This window comes from Streptomyces sp. NPDC093221, assembly GCF_044753885.1.
Lineage (GTDB): Bacteria > Actinomycetota > Actinomycetes > Streptomycetales > Streptomycetaceae > Actinacidiphila.
The window spans coordinates 80713-96863 of sequence record NZ_JBIVOA010000010.1 but is presented as its reverse complement, the minus strand read 5'-3'; the positions used below and the strand labels follow the sequence as shown (position 1 = coordinate 96863).

Here is a 16151-nt window from a genome sequence, read left to right as displayed (position 1 = left end):
ATGAAACGCGCACGCCGGAGCGTTGCAGCCTCCGGCGGCAACGGGTGGACGGACGGGCTGGAGGACGCGGGTGGCAAGGTCGTTGACCAGGGCGAGGACGACGAAGGAAGGTCCTGTCCCCGGTGAGGGGGCGGCGGCGCGGACGCTGAAGGAGCGGGGCTGGCTGTGGCGGCTGACCACGTACTGCTGGCGCTACCGCCGCAATGTGCTGCTCGCGATGGGCGCGTCACTCGGCGGCATGGCGGTGACCGCGCTGGTCCCGCTGGTGCCGAAGCTGATCATCGACGACGTGATCGTCAAGCACGACAAGCCGCTCGCGCCCTGGGCGTTCACCTTGATCGCGGCGGCCGTCGTCGTCTATGTGCTCACCTATGTGCGGCGCTACTACGGCGGACGGCTCGCCCTGGACGTCCAGTACGACCTGCGCAATGAGATGTTCCGCTCGATCATGCGCCTGGACGGCCGCCGCCAGGACGAGTTGAGCACCGGCCAGGTCGTCGGCCGCGCCACCAGCGACCTTCAGCTCATCCAGGGTCTGCTCTTCATGCTGCCGATGATGATCGGCAATCTGCTGCTGTTCGTGCTCTCGCTCGTGGTGATGCTCACGCTGTCGCCGCTGCTCACCCTGGTCGCGCTCGCGGTCGCCCCTGCTCTGTGGTTTATCGCCGACCGGTCGCGTAAGCGGCTGTTTCCCGCGACCTGGTACGCGCAAGGTCAGGCGGCGGCCGTCGCGGGCATCGTCGACGGCTCGGTCACCGGTGTGCGCGTGGTGAAGGGCTTCGGCCAGGAGCAGCAGGAGATGGACAAGCTGGAGACGGTCAGCCGCAAGCTGTTCGCCGGCCGCCTCCGTACCATCCGCCTCACCGCCCGCTACAGCCCCGCGCTCCAGGCGGTGCCCTCCCTCGGCCAGATCGGCATGCTGGCGCTCGGCGGCTGGATGGCGACCCGCGGCCAGATCACCCTCGGCACCTTCGTGGCCTTCTCCACCTACCTGGCGCAGCTCACCGGCCCGGTCCGGATGCTGACGATGATGCTCACCGTCGGCCAGCAGGCGCGGGCCGGGGTCGAGCGGGTCTACGAACTGATCGACACCGAGCCCACGCTGACCGACGGCACCAGGACGCTGCCCGCGGACGCCCCCGCCACCGTCGACTTCGACCACATCACCTTCGGCTACACCGAGGACCGGCCCGTCCTCGACGGCTTCGACCTGCGCGTCGAGCCCGGCGAGACCGTCGCCGTCGTCGGCTCCTCGGGCTCCGGCAAGTCCACGGTCTCGCTGCTGCTGCCGCGGCTGTACGACGTGACCGGCGGCGCCGTACGCGTCGGCGGCGTGGACGTACGGGAGCTGACCTTCGAATCGCTGCGGTCCGCGATCGGCATGGTCCCCGAGGACAGCTTCCTGTTCTCCGACAGCGTGCGGGCGAACATCCTCTACGGCCACCCGGACGCCACTGAGGAGGAGATGCTCGCCGCCACCCGCGCCGCGCAGGCGGACGGCTTCATCTCCGACCTGCCCGACGGCTACGACACGGTCGTCGGCGAGCAGGGCCTGACCCTGTCCGGCGGCCAGCGCCAGCGCGTCGCCCTGGCCCGCGCGATCCTCACCGACCCCCGGCTGCTGCTGCTCGACGACGCCACCTCGGCGGTCGACGCCCGGGTGGAGGCGGAGATCTTCGACGCGCTGCGCGAGGTGATGCGCGGCCGTACGACGCTGCTGATCGCCCACCGCCGCTCCACGCTGGCGCTCGCCGACCGGATCGCCGTACTGGACGCGGGACGCCTGGCGGACGTCGGCACGCACGAGGAGTTGCAGGAGCGCTGCCCGCTCTACCGCGCGCTGCTCACCGACCCGGACGCGCTCGGCGCCGACGTGGTCGACCTCGACCCGGCGGGGCGGATCGAGTGGGAGGCGGCGCAGACGGACATGGCCGCGGCGCAGGCCGAACTGGCGGGTGCGCGGACCGAGGGCTGTACGGACGGCCTCGACGGTTTCGAGTGCCCGCTCGACGAGGACGGCCGGGCGCGGGGCGACGGCGCTTGTCCCGAGGCTGTGGCTCCGGGGGCGGTGACTCCGGAGCTGTGGCCTGCCGACCGGCGCGCCGCGGCCGAGGACGACGACCGGCGGAGCGCCGGCGCGGGCGCCTCCGGGCCGCCGCGGGTCGCCCCCGCCCAGGGCGGCATGGCGGGCGCGCTGGCGGGCATGCCCGCCACTCCCGACCTGCTCGCCAAGGTCGCCGCGCTGCCGCCCGCCCTGGACACCCCGGAGGTCGACGAGGACCGGGCGCGGACCGCCGAGGAGAAGTTCGGCCTCGGCAGCGTGCTGCGCGGCTTCCGCACCCCGCTGCTGCTCAGCCTGGCGCTGGTGGCCGTGGACGCCATCGCGGGACTGCTGCTGCCGGTGCTGATCCGGCACGGCATCGACGCGGGCGTCCGGCAGGCGGCGCTCGGCGCGGTCTGGGTGGCGTCGCTGCTCGGCCTGGTCCTGGTGATCGCGCAGTGGGCGGCGGAGTGGGGCTCGACCCGGCTGACCGGCCGCACCGGCGAACGCGTCCTCTACACCCTGCGCGTGAAGATCTTCGCGCACCTGCACCGGCTCGGCCTCGACTACTACGAGCGCGAGCTGACCGGCCGCATCATGACGCGGATGACCACGGACGTGGACGCGCTGTCGACGTTCCTCCAGACCGGGCTGGTCACGGCGCTGGTCAGCGTCCTCACCTTCCTCGGCATCCTGGTGGCGCTGCTCGCCATCGACGTCCAGCTCGCCCTGATGGTCTTCGCCACGCTGCCGATCCTGATCGTCGCCACCTGGGTCTTCCGCCGTAAGTCGGTGAAGGCGTACGAGTTGGCGCGCGAGCGGATCGCCGTCGTCAACGCCGACCTCCAAGAGCACGTCGCGGGTCTGCGGATCGTGCAGGCGTTCCGGGGGGAGCGGCGCGGGGCGGAACGATTCGCCGAACGCGGTGACGACTACCGGACGGCGCGGGTGCGCGGCCAGTTCCTGATCTCCGTCTACTTCCCCTTCGTTCAGCTGCTGTCCAGCGTGGCGGCGGCGCTCGTCCTGATCGTGGGCGCGCACCGGATCAGCGCGGGGACGCTCACGGCGGGCGCGCTGGTGGCGTATCTGCTCTACATCGACCTGTTCTTCTCACCCGTGCAGCAGCTCTCGCAGGTCTTCGACGGCTACCAGCAGGCGTCGGTGTCGCTCGGCCGGATCCGTGAGCTGCTGCACGAGCCGACCGCCACCCCGGCCGCCGCCCGGCCGCGTGAGGTCGGAAGGCTGCGCGGCGAGATCGCCTTCCGCGACCTGCACTTCAGGTACGGCGGCGAGGGGGCCGAGGGCGCGGAGGCGCTCAGCGGCGTGAATCTGCGCATCCCCGCCGGACAGACCGTCGCCTTCGTCGGCGAGACCGGCGCGGGCAAGTCCACCCTGGTCAAGATGGTCGCGCGGTTCTACGACCCGACCGACGGCGCGGTGCTGGTCGACGGCACCGACATCCGTGAACTCGACCTCACCGCCTACCGGCAGCGCCTCGGCGTCGTCCCCCAGGAGCCGTACCTCTTCGCGGGCACGGTGCGCGACGCCATCGCGTACGGACGGATGGGCGCGACCGACGCCGAGGTCGAGGCGGCGGCGCGGGCCGTCGGCGCGCACGCGATGATCGCGACGCTGGAGGGCGGCTATCTCCACCAGGTCGCCGAGCGGGGCCGCAATCTGTCGGCCGGACAGCGGCAGTTGATCGCCCTGGCCCGCGCCGAACTGGTCGACCCCGCCGTCCTGCTTCTCGACGAGGCGACCGCGGCCCTCGACCTGGCCACCGAAGCCCTCGTCAACCAGGCCGCCGACCGGCTCGCCACCCGGCGTACGACGCTGGTCGTCGCGCACCGGCTGAGCACGGCGGCCCGTGCGGACCGGGTCGTCGTCCTCGACCACGGGCGGGTCATCGAGGACGGCACCCACGCGGCGCTGCTGGCCCGCGACGGCCGCTACGCCGAGCTGTGGCGCACCTTCACGGGCGAGGTACGCGCGGTGGCGTGACGGGAGGACCCGTCGCCCGTGCGACGGAACCGGCGGGTCCCGCCTTCCTGGCCTGCCGCCCTTCTGCCCTTCTGGCCTTCTGGGCTCCTGGCGACCCGCCTTCGGTCAGCCGAAGGCGGGTCGCGCCGGGATCCGGTCCTTCGGCACCTCGAACACCACCGTCACGCGGAAGTCCGTCAGGCACTCCGCCGTCGGCGTCGGCTGCTCGACGCGCAGCTTCAGCGAGTTGCCCGCCACGCCCAGCGTCGCCGACGTCGCCGCGCTGCACCCGGTCGACTTGGTCCAGCCGACCAGCACGTACCGCCCGAAGTCCGTCGCCGCCCCGCCCGCCGAGATCTCCGCCGCCGTCTTCCCGTCGCTGTGCGCCACAGTGGTGGCGAAACGGTCCAACTCGCCCCGGTCGCGCAGCACCTCGTGCGTCCCCGCGACGGCCCGCACCGACGACGAGAAGTACACGACGCGACTGGCGATCGACCCCGTCCCCGGCGTCGCCCCGCCCGTGGTGGGGCCACCGGTCGTCGGCGGCGCGGTGGTCGTGTCGCCGCTCGGCGTCACGGGCCCGGTTGTGCTGGACGGCGCGCCGTCCGCCGCGTCCGAGGTGCCGCTCCCGCAGGCGACGGCACCCAAGGTCAGCGAAACGGCCAGTGCCACGGCCCAGGCCGCTCCGCGCTGATTCACCTTCACGGTCAGCATGCCGGTGTGACGGTCCCCGACCCCGCACGGTTCCGCGATGGCCTCAGGGGCATGGTCACCGCCCGGCTGCGGGCGCGGCGGACGGTGCGGAAATCGTGGGCGCATGCCCCGATCATCCGTCCTCGGCGGCCGATCCGGGCCCAGCCGCCCAATGCGACCTCAACGTGTCGACCGCCGCGACGATCGAGGGCCTGCGCGCGGCCCCCGTCCGCCACAGCGCGTACAGCCGCCGCACCGGAGCGGGCTCCAGCGGTACGACCGCGACGCCCTCGGGCACCGGTCCCCGCCCCAGCCTCGGCACCAACGCGATACCGAGCCCTGCCCCCACGAGCGCCAACTGCGTCCCGTACTCGCCGACCTGGAAGGCCATGTCCGGCTCCGTCCCGGCCTCCCGCAACGTCCGCACCAGCCAGTCGTGGCACACCGACCCCGGCGGCTGGCAGATCCACCGCTCGTGCGCCACATCCGCCCGCGTCAGCGACGCCCGCTCGGCCAACCGGTGCCCGGCAGGGACCAGTACGTCGCACCGGTCGTCCCCGATGACCGCCCGCTCCAAGCCAGGCGGCGCGGGCAGCGGCGCGATGTCCCAGTCGTGCGCCACGGCCAGGTCCACCGCCCCGCGCGCCACCAGGTCCACCGACAGATGCGCGTCCACTTCCAGCAGCCGGAGCTCCAACGCGGGGTGCGCCGCGGTCAGTTCCGCCAGCACTCCGGGTAGCAGCCCGCAGGCCGCCGTCGGGAACGCCGCCAGCGTCAGTCGTCCCGTGGGCCGTCCGCGCTGCTCCTCCAGCGTGACCTCGGCCGCCTCCACGATCGACATCAGCCGCTGCGCGGTCTCCACCAGCAGATGCGCCGCGTCCGTGAGCGCCACCCCGCGCCCGTGCCGCTCCAGCAGCACGGACCTGGTCTCCCGCTCCAGCTTGGAGATCTGCTGCGAGACCGCCGACGGCGTGTAGCCGAGCGCTTCGGCCGCCGCGCCCACCGACCCGTGGACGTGCACCGCGTGCAGCGCCCTCAGCCGCGCCAGATCGAGCATGCCGTTCAGGCCGAGTCGGCCAGCAACCGGGACAGGTGCTCGCGCGCCGGGCCGAGCAGCCCCGCCAACTCCGGCACCTGCGGATACCAGCGCTTCTCGTACTCCCAGCACAGCCAGCCGTCCCAGTCCGCCCGGCTCAGCACCTCGACGGTCTCCGCCAGCGGCAGCACCCCGGCCCCCAGCGCCAGCGGTGTGGTGTCCGCCGCCGAGGCGATGTCCTTGACCTGGACATAGCCCAGGTACGGGGCCAGTGCCGGATAGGTCGTGGACGGCTGCTCTCCCGCCAGCCAGGTGTGCATCACGTCCCAGATCGTGCCGACCCCCTGGTGTCCGACCAGGCCCAGGATCCGCGCGACATCGGCGCCGCCGCGGTGCGAGTCATGGGTCTCCAGCAGCACCCGCACCCCGAGGTCGGCGGCGACCGGCGCCACCGCTGCGAGCCGGCGCGCGGCGACCGCGTCCGCCTCCTGCGACTCGGTGTCGCCTCCGCCGGGGAACACCCGCACGTAGGAGGCCCCCAGATCGGCCGCGAGGGTCATCGCCGCGCCGATCTCGTCGAGCACCGGCTGGTCGTCCCCGGGCGCGGCCACCTTGGCGTAGGCGGCCACGGTGAGGATCTCGACCCCGGCCTTGCCGAACTGCTCCACCACGTCGGCGCGTTCACCGGCCGAGAGACCGGGGTGGACCGGTTCCTCGTCGCTGGCGCGCAATTCGACGCCGTGGAAGCCGTTTTCCGTCGCGAGCCGCACCACCTGCTCGATGGGCAGGGCCGGGACGCCGAGAGTGGAGAAGGCGAGTTTCATTCGCCGGACACTAGGCACCGCTTCCTGCCGGGTCAACCGCGTTCGGCCCCGCCCGACCCGTGTTCAGCCCCTGCTCGGCACCTGTTCAGCCGCCGACGATGCCCTGCGCGCGGGCCGCCGCCAGCCAGTCGGGGAACTCCGCCATGAGCTGGTCGTACAGCACCGCGTCGGATATCGATCGCGGGTCCTTGCCCGCGGGGAAGAACCCCGCGTTGTCCACCACCCGTTTGGCGGGTACCGGCAGTTCGTCCAGCCGCCGCAGGAAGCGGAATTCGTCGTCCCCGAATCCCACGAACTGCCAGAAGATCGGCAGCTTCGCCGCCTTGCACAGCACCTCGATGGTCGCGCCCTTGTTGATCGGCCCGCCGTCGGTCTGGAACACCACGAACGCGGGCGCCGTCGACCCCGACCGCTGATAGTGCTCGATGACCGCTTCCATGGCAGCCGCGTAATTGGTGCGACCCATATGGCCGTACGCCTCATTGAGCTTGTTGATCCGGCCGCCGTACCGCGTCAGCGACACCTCGTCCACACCGTCGACCTCGGTGGAGAAGAATACGACGGGGACGATGCCGTCGTCGTCGAAATGCGCGGCCAGGCCGAGTGTCTGCTCGGCGAGATGCTGGACGGTGCCGTCGTTGTAGAACTCCCGCATGCTGCCCGAGCGGTCGAGCACCAGATAGACCGCGGCGCTTTCGCCCGACAGCCGGTGCTTGTCCAGGCTGACGGCCGCCTGCTTGTAGAGGCTGACCAGACCGGGCGCGGTCTGCTCCACCTTCTGCATCGAAATCGCCATGGAATCCCCCTGTACCGTGTCTGCGATGTCGTGTCGGCCCCGCGGCGCTGTCCCCTACAGCGCCAAGTGCCAGTCCTGCCCCATGAGTTCGCGGCCGAAGCTGTGATGCCGCTGCTCCGCGACGAGTTCGAATCCCGCGCGCTGATAGATCGTTCGGGCGCCGGCCAGTATGTCATTGGTCCACAGGACCAGATCGGTGTAGCCGGCGGAGCGGGCGAAGGCGATGCATTCGTCCACCAACAACTTGCCTATGCCGTGCCCCCGGGCGGCCGGATCGACCAGCAGCAGCCGTAGCCGCGCGGTGCCCGGCTCCTTGTCGCGTACACAGAAGACGCAGCCCGCCCGCTGTCCGTCGAGTTCGGCGATCCACACCGCGTCGCGCTCCGGATCGCGATGGGCGGCGAAGTCCGCGACGATCTGGGCGACCAGCGCCTCGTACTCCTCGTTCCACCCGAACTCCGTCGCGTAGACCTCCGCGTTGCGCTCGATGGACCACCCCAGATCGCCGGGGCGCGCGCCGCGCAGCACGACCCGCGACGCGGACGGCTCGCCGCCGGTGGCCGGGGCACGGCCGTCGCCACCGCTGTCGCCGCTGACGGTGTTGTCGCGCAGTATTTCCCGAACCGTCCGCATCGCCTCGGACAGCCGCGGCCGGTCCTGCGGACGTATGCGGTCCACCAGCGAGCCGACGGCTTCCTCCGACCGCTCCTCCAGCAGCGACGCGGCCTGCCTCCCGTGCGTGGTCAGCTCTATCCGCTGCCGCCTGGCGTCCTGTTCTGACGGGCCGCGGGTGACCAGTTGCCGCTCCTCGAATTTGGCCAGCATCCGGCTGAGATGGCCCGCGTCCAGCGACAACTCCACCCGCAGGTCGGCCGCGTCGGTCCGCGGGGCGTGCGCCAGCTCGTACAGCACGCGCGCCTCGGTGAGGGTGAACGGTGTGTGCAGGTGGCGGCTGTAGTCGAGCGCACCGATCAGGTTGGTGTAGAAGCGGTTGAATTCGCGGATCTCCCGGACGGCCATGATCAATCCCCCATTTCCTTTGCCTGAGTCAAAGGTAGGCGGATGCGGGGCCGGGCGGAAGACCCCTCCGAAACCTGTGGATAACTTCAGTCGGACCGGTCCGACGGCGGCGCGGTCGACCCGCGGACCATGAGTTCCGTACGGATCGTGGCGACCCCGCCCGGCGGCGGGGACAGCCGCCCCATCACCAACCGCCCGGCTCGCGCGCCCGCCTCCTGCAAGGGAATGCGGACCGTCGTCAGGGCCGGGGAGACATCGGCGCTGAACGGCAGATCGTCGAATCCGGCGACCGACACGTCACCGGGAATGCTCAGCCCCTGGTCCCGCAGCGCCGCGCACACGCCGAGCGCGACCGTGTCGTTCGCGGCCACGATCGCGGTCAGACCCGCGTCCCGCCGCAGCAGTTCGAGCGCGGCGTCGTAACCCGACGCCCGGTCGTACGTCCCGTGCACCGTCAGCCGCTCCGCGTACGCCTCCGGATCCGAGGTGATCCGGGTGCCGCTCGCGGCCAGGGCCGCACGGTGGCCCTCCAGCCGGTGCCGGGAGGTGCTGCGCTCGACCGGCCCCGTCACGTAACCGATTCGGCGGTGGCCCAGGGACAGCAGGTGCTCGGTCAGCCGCCGCGCGCCGCCGCGGTTGTCGAAGGCGACGGTGGCCGCGACGAGCCCGCTGTCCGGCAGGGTCAGCGGGGGACGGCCGCACAGCACGACATTGGCGCCGGACGCGGCGAGCCGGGTGAGCCGCGCGGTGACCGCCGCCGTGTGCTCCGCGCTCTCCACGGCGCCCCCGGTGAGGACCACGCCCGCCGCGCGCTGGCGTTCGAGCAGCGTGAGATAGGTGAGTTCGGCCTCGGGGGATCCACCGGTGTTGCACACGACGGCGAGCTTGCCGCCGCCCGGCGCCGCGCCCGCGCTGATCTCGGCCTGGACGGCGCTCGCGATGAGCCCGAAGAAGGGGTCGGCGACATCGTTGACGAGGACGCCGACCAGGTCGGAGGTGGCGGCGGCGAGGGCCCGCGCCTGGCCGTTGACGACATAGTCCAGTTCGGCGACGGCGCGCCTGACCCGCTCCCGAGTGCTTCCCGCGACCGGGTAGTTGCCGTTCAGAACACGGGAAACGGTCGCCGACGACACTCCGGCGCGCGCCGCCACATCGGCCAGAGTCACTGCCATCTCGGTCCGGTCCTTCTGCAGGGGGCGGTGGGCGCGAGGGGCGCCGTGAGGTGCGCGTTCCCGCTCGCAGGGGCACATGGTCTCACTTCGTGGACGCGAGGGGGAGCGGTGGCGCATGTGAGAGAAAGCGCTTCCATTCACCACCAGGAGACTCTTGTCGAACGCAGGCCGTGGCAGCTAGCGTAAACGAGAAGAAAGCGCTTGCTATCGCCTTGCTGGTGACCGTGGGCGCGTTCCCTGCATCCGGCAGCGACGAGAGGACTTGTCACGTGACACGCAGGACAGTGCGGATCGCCATGAACGGCGTCACCGGGCGGATGGGATACCGGCAGCACCTGGTCCGCTCCATCCTGAGCCTGCGTGAGCAGGGAGGACTCGACCTCGGCGACGGCACCACGCTGTGGCCCGAGCCGATCCTGCTGGGCCGGCGCGAGCACGCGCTGCGGGCCATGGCCGAGCGGCACGGCATCGAGCACTGGTCGACCGACCTCGACGCCGTCCTCGCCGACCCCTCCGTCGACATCTACTTCGACTCGCAGGTGACCGCGGCCCGCGAGACCGCGCTGAAGGCGGCCATCGCCGCGGGCAAGCACATCTACTGCGAGAAGCCCACCGCCACCTCACTCGACGGAGCGTTGGAACTCGCCCGGCTCGCCACATCCGCGGGCGTCAAGCACGGCGTCGTGCAGGACAAGCTCTTCCTGCCGGGCCTGCTGAAGCTCAAGCGGCTCATCGACGGCGGCTTCTTCGGCCGGATCCTGTCCATCCGCGGCGAATTCGGCTACTGGGTCTTCGAAGGCGACTGGCAGAGCGCCCAACGCCCCTCCTGGAACTACCGCTCGGAGGACGGCGGCGGCATCGTGGCCGACATGTTCCCGCACTGGGAGTACCTGCTGCACGAGCTGTTCGGCCGGGTCCGTACCGTCCAGGCGCTGGCCACCACCCACATCCCGCAGCGCTGGGACGAGAAGGACAAGCCGTACGACGCCACCGCGGACGACGCCGCCTACGGTGTCTTCGAACTCGAGGGCGGCGCCGTCGCACAGATCAACTCCTCCTGGGCGGTGCGCGTCAACCGCGACGAATTGGTGGAGTTCCAGGTCGACGGCACGCACGGCTCCGCGGTCGCCGGGCTGCGCAACTGCCGCGTCCAGCACCGTTCCGCCACGCCGAAGCCGGTGTGGAATCCGGACCTGCCCGCCACCGAGTCCTTCAGGGACCAGTGGCAGGAGGTCCCGGACAACGGCGACTTCGACAACGGATTCAAGGTCCAGTGGGAGCTGTTCCTGCGGCACGTCGCGCTCGACGAGCCCTGGCAGTGGGACCTGCTGGCCGGTGCCCGGGGCGTCCAGCTCGCCGAACTCGGCCTGGCCTCCTCCGCGCAGGGCCGCCGCTTCGAGGTTCCGGAGCTGGCCCTGTGAGCATCCTGCTGCCGGACGCGTCCGGTGAAACGCGCACCTATGTGCCGCGTTCGGAATCCGTCACCTATAGCGCGGATCTTCCGCTGCGCAGCCGTGTCGTGTACTCCGCCGCCCATGTCGTGGCCGACCCGCTGCGGACGGCGGCGGACGAGCCCGCGGCCGTCGACTGGGACGCCACTCTCGCCTTCCGCCGCCATCTGTGGTCGCACGGGCTGGGCGTGGCCGAGGCCATGGACACCGCGCAGCGCGGCATGGGGCTCGACTGGGCGGGCGCGGCGGAGCTGATCCGCAGGTCGGCGGCCGAGGCGCGCGCCGTCGGCGGCCGGATCGCCTGCGGTGTCGGCACCGACCAGCTCACCGGTCCCGCCGCCACACTGGACGAGGTCGCCGCCGCCTACGAGGAGCAGTTGGCGCTCGTCGAGGCGACCGGTTCGCAGGCCGTCCTCATGGCGTCCCGCGCCCTCGCCGCGGTCGCGAAGGGCCCTGAGGACTATCTGGAGGTGTACGGGCGGCTGCTGCGTCAGGCCGGTGACCCGGTGATCCTGCACTGGCTCGGCCCGATGTTCGACCCGGCGCTCGCCGGGTACTGGGGCAGCGACGATCTGGACGCGGCGACCGACACCTTCCTCGACGTCATCAAGGCCCACCCGGACAAGATCGACGGCGTGAAGATCTCGCTGCTCGACGCGCGGCGCGAGGTCGAACTGCGCCGCCGCCTGCCGCAGGGCGTGCGCTGCTACACCGGCGACGACTTCAACTACCCCGAGCTGATCGAGGGCGACGAACAGGGCTTCAGCCACGCGCTGCTCGGCATCTTCGACCCGCTCGCGCCCCTGGCGTCGGCTGCCGTCAGCGCCCTCGACACCGGGGACGACGCCGGTTTCCGCCGCGTCCTCGACCCCACCGTCGAGTTGTCCCGGCACCTGTTCCAGACACCGACACGCTTCTACAAGACCGGTGTCGTCCTGCTCGCCTGGCTGGCCGGGCACCAGTCGCACTTCAGCATGGTCGGCGGTCTCCAGTCGGCCCGTTCCCTGCCGCATCTCGCCCGCGCCTACGAACTGGCCGACCGGATCGGCCTGTTCCCCGACCCCGGACTCGCCGAGGCTCGGATGCGCGGCCTGCTCGCCGTATACGGAGTGGACGCATGACCGTACCGACGTCGCCCGACCCCGAGTCCTCCGCATCCGCCTCTCACGACGACGTGCACAGCGACGTGACCGGCGACCTCTCGCGGCTGAGCATCAACCAGGAGACCGTCAAGCAGTGGTCGCTGCCCGAGCTGGCCAAGGGCTGCGTGGCGGCCGGGATCGGCTCGGTGGGGCTGTGGCGGGCGCCGGTGCGGGAGTACGGCGTCGAGCGTGCAGCGGACCTGATGCGGGACAGCGGGCTCACCGTGACATCGCTGTGCCGCGGCGGATTCTTCACCGCGACCGACCCGGCGGAGCGGGCGACCGCGCTGGACGACAACCGCGCGGCGATCGACGAGGCGGCGACGCTGGGAACGGCCACCTTGGTGCTGGTTTCCGGCGGCCTGCCCGCGGGCGACCGCGACATCGCCGCCGCCAGGGAGCGGGTCGCCGACGCGATCGGCGAGCTGGCGCCCTACGCGGCGGAGCGCGGGGTACGGCTCGCGATCGAGCCTCTGCACCCGATGTACGCCTCCGACCGGTGTGTGGTCTCCACGCTCGGCCAGGCGCTGGACATCGCCGAGCGCTTCCCCGCGGACCAGGTGGGTGTCGTGGTCGACACGTATCACCTGTGGTGGGATGACATGGTGCCTACGCAGATCGTCCGGGCCGGAGCGGGAGGCAGGATCGCCTCCTTCCAGGTCGCCGACTGGGTGACGCCCCTGCCGGAGGGGGTGCTGCTGGGGCGGGGACAGCTCGGTGACGGCTGCGTCGACCTGCGGGGACTGCGTGAGCGGGTGGACGCGACGGGCTTTCGCGGGCCGGTCGAGGTGGAGATCTTCAACCCCGCGCTGTGGGCCAGGGACGGCGCTGAACTGGTCGCCGAGATCGCCGATCGGTACCTCCGGCACGTTCTCTGAAAAAAACTTGAGAGATTACGCATCCGTCGTACAACCCTTCCGGGGGGTCGGTGGTCTTACTGGGCATCAAGGCTCCTGGGAGGGGTTTCACGGAGCCGAGAGGGAAATGCGCCCGAGGGGGGCTTCGGGGGTAGCAGGGGGGAAACGAAAGAGGTCCGGCCTTGTGCCGGACCTCTTTCGTATCTCTGTGCGGACGCTGTGACCGCCGGGGCGGCTCGCCGCGTCCGCCTCACTTCGCCCGGCGGGCCCGCTTGGCCAGCACCGTCGCCACCACGGGAATGAGCGTCTCCAGCGCCCCCGTGACCGCCGCCACCGGAAGACCCGTCCGCTTCGACACCGCGCGGGCCGTCGGCGCGGTCGCCTTGCGCAGCACTGTGGTGAGCAGACCGCCGCCCACGCCCGTGCCGAGCCCCGCGAAACCGGCGACCCCGGTGAGCGGCTCCGGTTCCGAGGCGGCCTGCTCCAGCGCCTGGCTCAACTCCGCGGTCCCGCCCGGTGTCACCGCCTCATCCGTGACCACACCGGTCAGCGAACCGACCGAGGCGCCCACGACCTGCCGAGCCGCGTCCGTGTCCGTGCCGAGCCGATCGGCCAGTTCCTGAAGCCGCTCGTCACCCAGCTCGGTCAGCACTTCGTCCTGCAGCGGTCGGTCGCTCATGTGCCGGACGCTACGCGGGCGCGCGAGCGGCGGCCCCCGGAGTTCGGCCGAACGCGTGAAGGGCCGCAGCCGGGTGGCCCGAGCGGCGTTGTCCACAGGGGGAGTTGCCGCCGGAGAGTTATCCACAGGGCGGCAACGGGGTGTCCGAGCCAACCGGTACCTTCGGAACAGATCACCAACGGGAGGGCCGGGAAGGGAGGCCGGGCATGGGCGAGTCGGGGCTGGCCGTGCTGGACGGCGTCCTGGAACGGATCACCTACGCCAACGAGGACACCGGGTACACGGTCGCGCGGGTGGACACCGGCCGTGGCTCGGGGGATCTGCTGACGGTCGTCGGCGCGCTGCTGGGGGCGCAGCCGGGGGAGTCGCTGCGGATGCACGGCCGCTGGGGCTCGCATCCGCAGTACGGCAAGCAGTTCAGTGTCGAGAACTACACGACGGTGCTGCCGGCCACGATCCAGGGGATACGCCGCTACCTGGGATCGGGGCTGATCAAGGGCATCGGGCCGAGGATCGCGGAGCGGATCGTCGACCACTTCGGCACCGGCACGCTGGAGATCATCGAGGGCGAGCCGAAGCGGCTGATCGAGGTGCCGGGGCTTGGCCCCAAGCGCACCAAGCTGATCGCCGCCGCGTGGGAGGAGCAGAAGGCGATCAAGGAGGTGATGGTCTTCCTCCAGGGAGTGGGGGTGTCCACTTCCATCGCCGTGCGGATCTACAAGGGCTACGGGGACGCGTCGATCTCCGTGGTGAAGAACCAGCCGTACCGGCTGGCCGCCGAGGTCTGGGGGATCGGCTTCCTGACCGCGGACCGGATCGCGCAGGCGGTCGGGATACCCCACGACAGCCCGGAGCGGGTCAAGGCCGGATTGCAGTACGCCCTGTCGCAGGCCACTGACGGCGGCAACTGCTATCTGCCCGAGGAACGGCTGATCGCGGACTCGGTGAAGCTGCTCCAGGTCGACACGGGCCTGGTGATCGACTGCCTGGGCGAGCTGGCCGAGGAGGAGGGCGTCGTCCGGGAGAGCGTGCCCTCGCCGGACGGGCACGAGGAACAGGTGAAGGCCGTCTACCTGGTCCCCTTCCACCGGGCCGAGATATCGCTCGCCGCCCAGTTGCTGCGGCTGCTGCGCGGACCGGAGGACCGGCTGCCCGCCTTCCGGGACGTGGAGTGGGACAAGGCGCTGGCCTGGCTGGCAACCAGGACGGGGGCCGATCTCGCACCGGAACAGCAGGAGGCGGTACGGCTGGCGCTGACCGAGAAGGTCGCCGTGCTCACCGGCGGCCCCGGCTGCGGCAAGTCGTTCACCGTGCGCTCGGTGGTGGAGCTGGCGCGCGCGAAGAAGGCCAAGGTGGTGCTGGCCGCCCCGACCGGCCGCGCCGCCAAGCGGCTGGCCGAGCTGACCGGTGCCGAGGCCTCGACCGTGCACCGGCTGCTGGAGCTGAAGCCGGGCGGCGACGCGGCGTACGACAAGGACCGGCCGCTGGACGCGGATCTGGTGGTGGTCGACGAGGCGTCGATGCTCGACCTGCTGTTGGCGAACAAGCTGGTGAAGGCGGTGCCGCCGGGCGCGCACCTGCTGTTCGTCGGCGATGTGGACCAGTTGCCGAGCGTCGGCGCGGGTGAGGTGCTGCGTGACCTGCTCGCGGCGGACGGCCCCGTGCCCGCCGTGCGGCTCACACGTATCTTCCGGCAGGCCCAGCAGTCCGGGGTGGTGACCAACGCGCACCGGATCAACTCCGGTGTCCCGCCGCTCACTCAGGGCCTGCCCGACTTCTTCCTCTTCGCCGAGGAGGACTCGGAGGAGGTGGCCAGGCTGACCGTGGACGTGGTGGCCCGCCGCATCCCGGCCCGCTTCGGGCTCGACCCGCGCCGTGACGTCCAGGTGCTCGCGCCGATGCACCGGGGTCCCGCGGGCGCGGGCGTGCTCAACGGACTGCTCCAGCAGGCCGTCACCCCGGCGCGGCCCGACCTGCCCGAGCGCCGGTTCGGCGGCCGGACCTTCCGGGTCGGCGACAAGGTCACGCAGATCAGGAACAACTACGACAAGGGCGCGAACGGCGTCTTCAACGGCACGGTCGGCGTGGTCACCGGGCTGGACACCGTCGAGCAGCGCCTCACCGTGCACACCGACGAGGACGAGGAGATCCCGTACGACTTCGACGAGCTGGACGAGCTGGCCCACGCGTATGCGGTGACGATCCACCGCTCGCAGGGCAGCGAGTATCCGGCCGTGGTGATCCCTGTCACCACCAGTGCCTGGATGATGCTGCAGCGCAATCTGCTCTACACCGCTGTGACCAGGGCGAAGCGGCTCGTCGTGCTGGTCGGATCGCGTCGCGCCATCGGTCAGGCGGTGCGGACGGTGTCGGCGGGAAAGCGCTTCACGGCTCTCGACCACCGGCTGTCCAGGGGCGCAAAATAGGCACTGAGTGCCACCTTTCGGCCCGATGGCCGAC

12 protein-coding genes are annotated in these 16151 nt (G+C 71.5%); 5 read left to right on the top strand and 7 right to left on the bottom strand.

Annotation, left to right across the window (positions count from 1 at the left end):
• Window positions 1-145: 145 nt before the first annotated feature.
• Complete coding sequence (locus tag ACIQCJ_RS30305) at window positions 146-4042, top strand: ABC transporter ATP-binding protein (RefSeq protein WP_402713193.1); 3897 nt, start codon at window positions 146-148, stop codon at window positions 4040-4042.
• A gap of 105 nt (window positions 4043-4147) precedes the next feature.
• Here ACIQCJ_RS30305 and ACIQCJ_RS30300 read toward each other — a convergent pair whose 3' ends face one another.
• The 6 genes from ACIQCJ_RS30300 to ACIQCJ_RS30275 all read right to left on the bottom strand — a co-directional run bounded on the left by ACIQCJ_RS30300 (window position 4148) and on the right by ACIQCJ_RS30275 (window position 9562).
• A complete protein-coding gene (locus ACIQCJ_RS30300) occupies window positions 4148-4735 on the bottom strand; it encodes a hypothetical protein (protein ID WP_402713124.1) in 588 nt (195 codons plus the stop codon).
• A gap of 112 nt (window positions 4736-4847) precedes the next feature.
• Entirely contained in the window at window positions 4848-5771 is a 924-nt protein-coding gene (locus ACIQCJ_RS30295) for a LysR family transcriptional regulator (protein WP_355337016.1), read from the bottom strand.
• Between the two features lie 5 nt (window positions 5772-5776).
• On the bottom strand, window positions 5777-6574 hold the full coding sequence (locus ACIQCJ_RS30290; protein ID WP_188280311.1) for a sugar phosphate isomerase/epimerase: 798 nt from the start codon (window positions 6572-6574) through the stop codon (window positions 5777-5779).
• 85 nt (window positions 6575-6659) lie between these two features.
• Window positions 6660-7370: a VWA domain-containing protein gene (locus ACIQCJ_RS30285; protein WP_355337020.1), complete on the bottom strand. Its 711-nt coding sequence runs from the start codon at window positions 7368-7370 to the stop codon at window positions 6660-6662.
• Window positions 7371-7424: 54 nt separating this feature from the next.
• Entirely contained in the window at window positions 7425-8390 is a 966-nt protein-coding gene (locus ACIQCJ_RS30280) for a GNAT family N-acetyltransferase (protein ID WP_401304758.1), read from the bottom strand.
• An 86-nt stretch (window positions 8391-8476) separates the two neighbouring features.
• Window positions 8477-9562, bottom strand: a complete 1086-nt coding sequence (locus tag ACIQCJ_RS30275) for a LacI family DNA-binding transcriptional regulator (RefSeq protein WP_402713123.1) — start codon at window positions 9560-9562, stop codon at window positions 8477-8479.
• A gap of 269 nt (window positions 9563-9831) precedes the next feature.
• Here ACIQCJ_RS30275 and ACIQCJ_RS30270 point away from each other — a divergent pair, with 269 nt between their 5' ends.
• The 3 genes from ACIQCJ_RS30270 to ACIQCJ_RS30260 all read left to right on the top strand — a co-directional run bounded on the left by ACIQCJ_RS30270 (window position 9832) and on the right by ACIQCJ_RS30260 (window position 13033).
• Window positions 9832-10983, top strand: coding sequence for a Gfo/Idh/MocA family oxidoreductase (locus tag ACIQCJ_RS30270; RefSeq protein ID WP_355337026.1), 1152 nt, complete (start codon window positions 9832-9834; stop codon window positions 10981-10983).
• Complete coding sequence (locus tag ACIQCJ_RS30265; RefSeq protein WP_401304752.1) at window positions 10980-12134, top strand: dihydrodipicolinate synthase family protein; 1155 nt, start codon at window positions 10980-10982, stop codon at window positions 12132-12134. Before ACIQCJ_RS30270 ends, ACIQCJ_RS30265 begins: the two co-directional genes overlap by 4 nt.
• Before the next feature lie 65 nt (window positions 12135-12199).
• A complete protein-coding gene (locus ACIQCJ_RS30260; RefSeq protein ID WP_401305040.1) occupies window positions 12200-13033 on the top strand; it encodes a sugar phosphate isomerase/epimerase family protein in 834 nt (277 codons plus the stop codon).
• A 229-nt stretch (window positions 13034-13262) separates the two neighbouring features.
• Here the strand turns inward: ACIQCJ_RS30260 and ACIQCJ_RS30255 are convergent, their stop codons facing one another.
• Window positions 13263-13691, bottom strand: coding sequence for a DUF937 domain-containing protein (locus ACIQCJ_RS30255; RefSeq protein WP_401304749.1), 429 nt, complete (start codon window positions 13689-13691; stop codon window positions 13263-13265).
• A 206-nt stretch (window positions 13692-13897) separates the two neighbouring features.
• Here ACIQCJ_RS30255 and ACIQCJ_RS30250 point away from each other — a divergent pair, with 206 nt between their 5' ends.
• On the top strand, window positions 13898-16117 hold the full coding sequence (locus tag ACIQCJ_RS30250) for an ATP-dependent RecD-like DNA helicase (protein WP_391046883.1): 2220 nt from the start codon (window positions 13898-13900) through the stop codon (window positions 16115-16117).
• The last annotated feature ends 34 nt before the right edge of the window (window positions 16118-16151 follow it).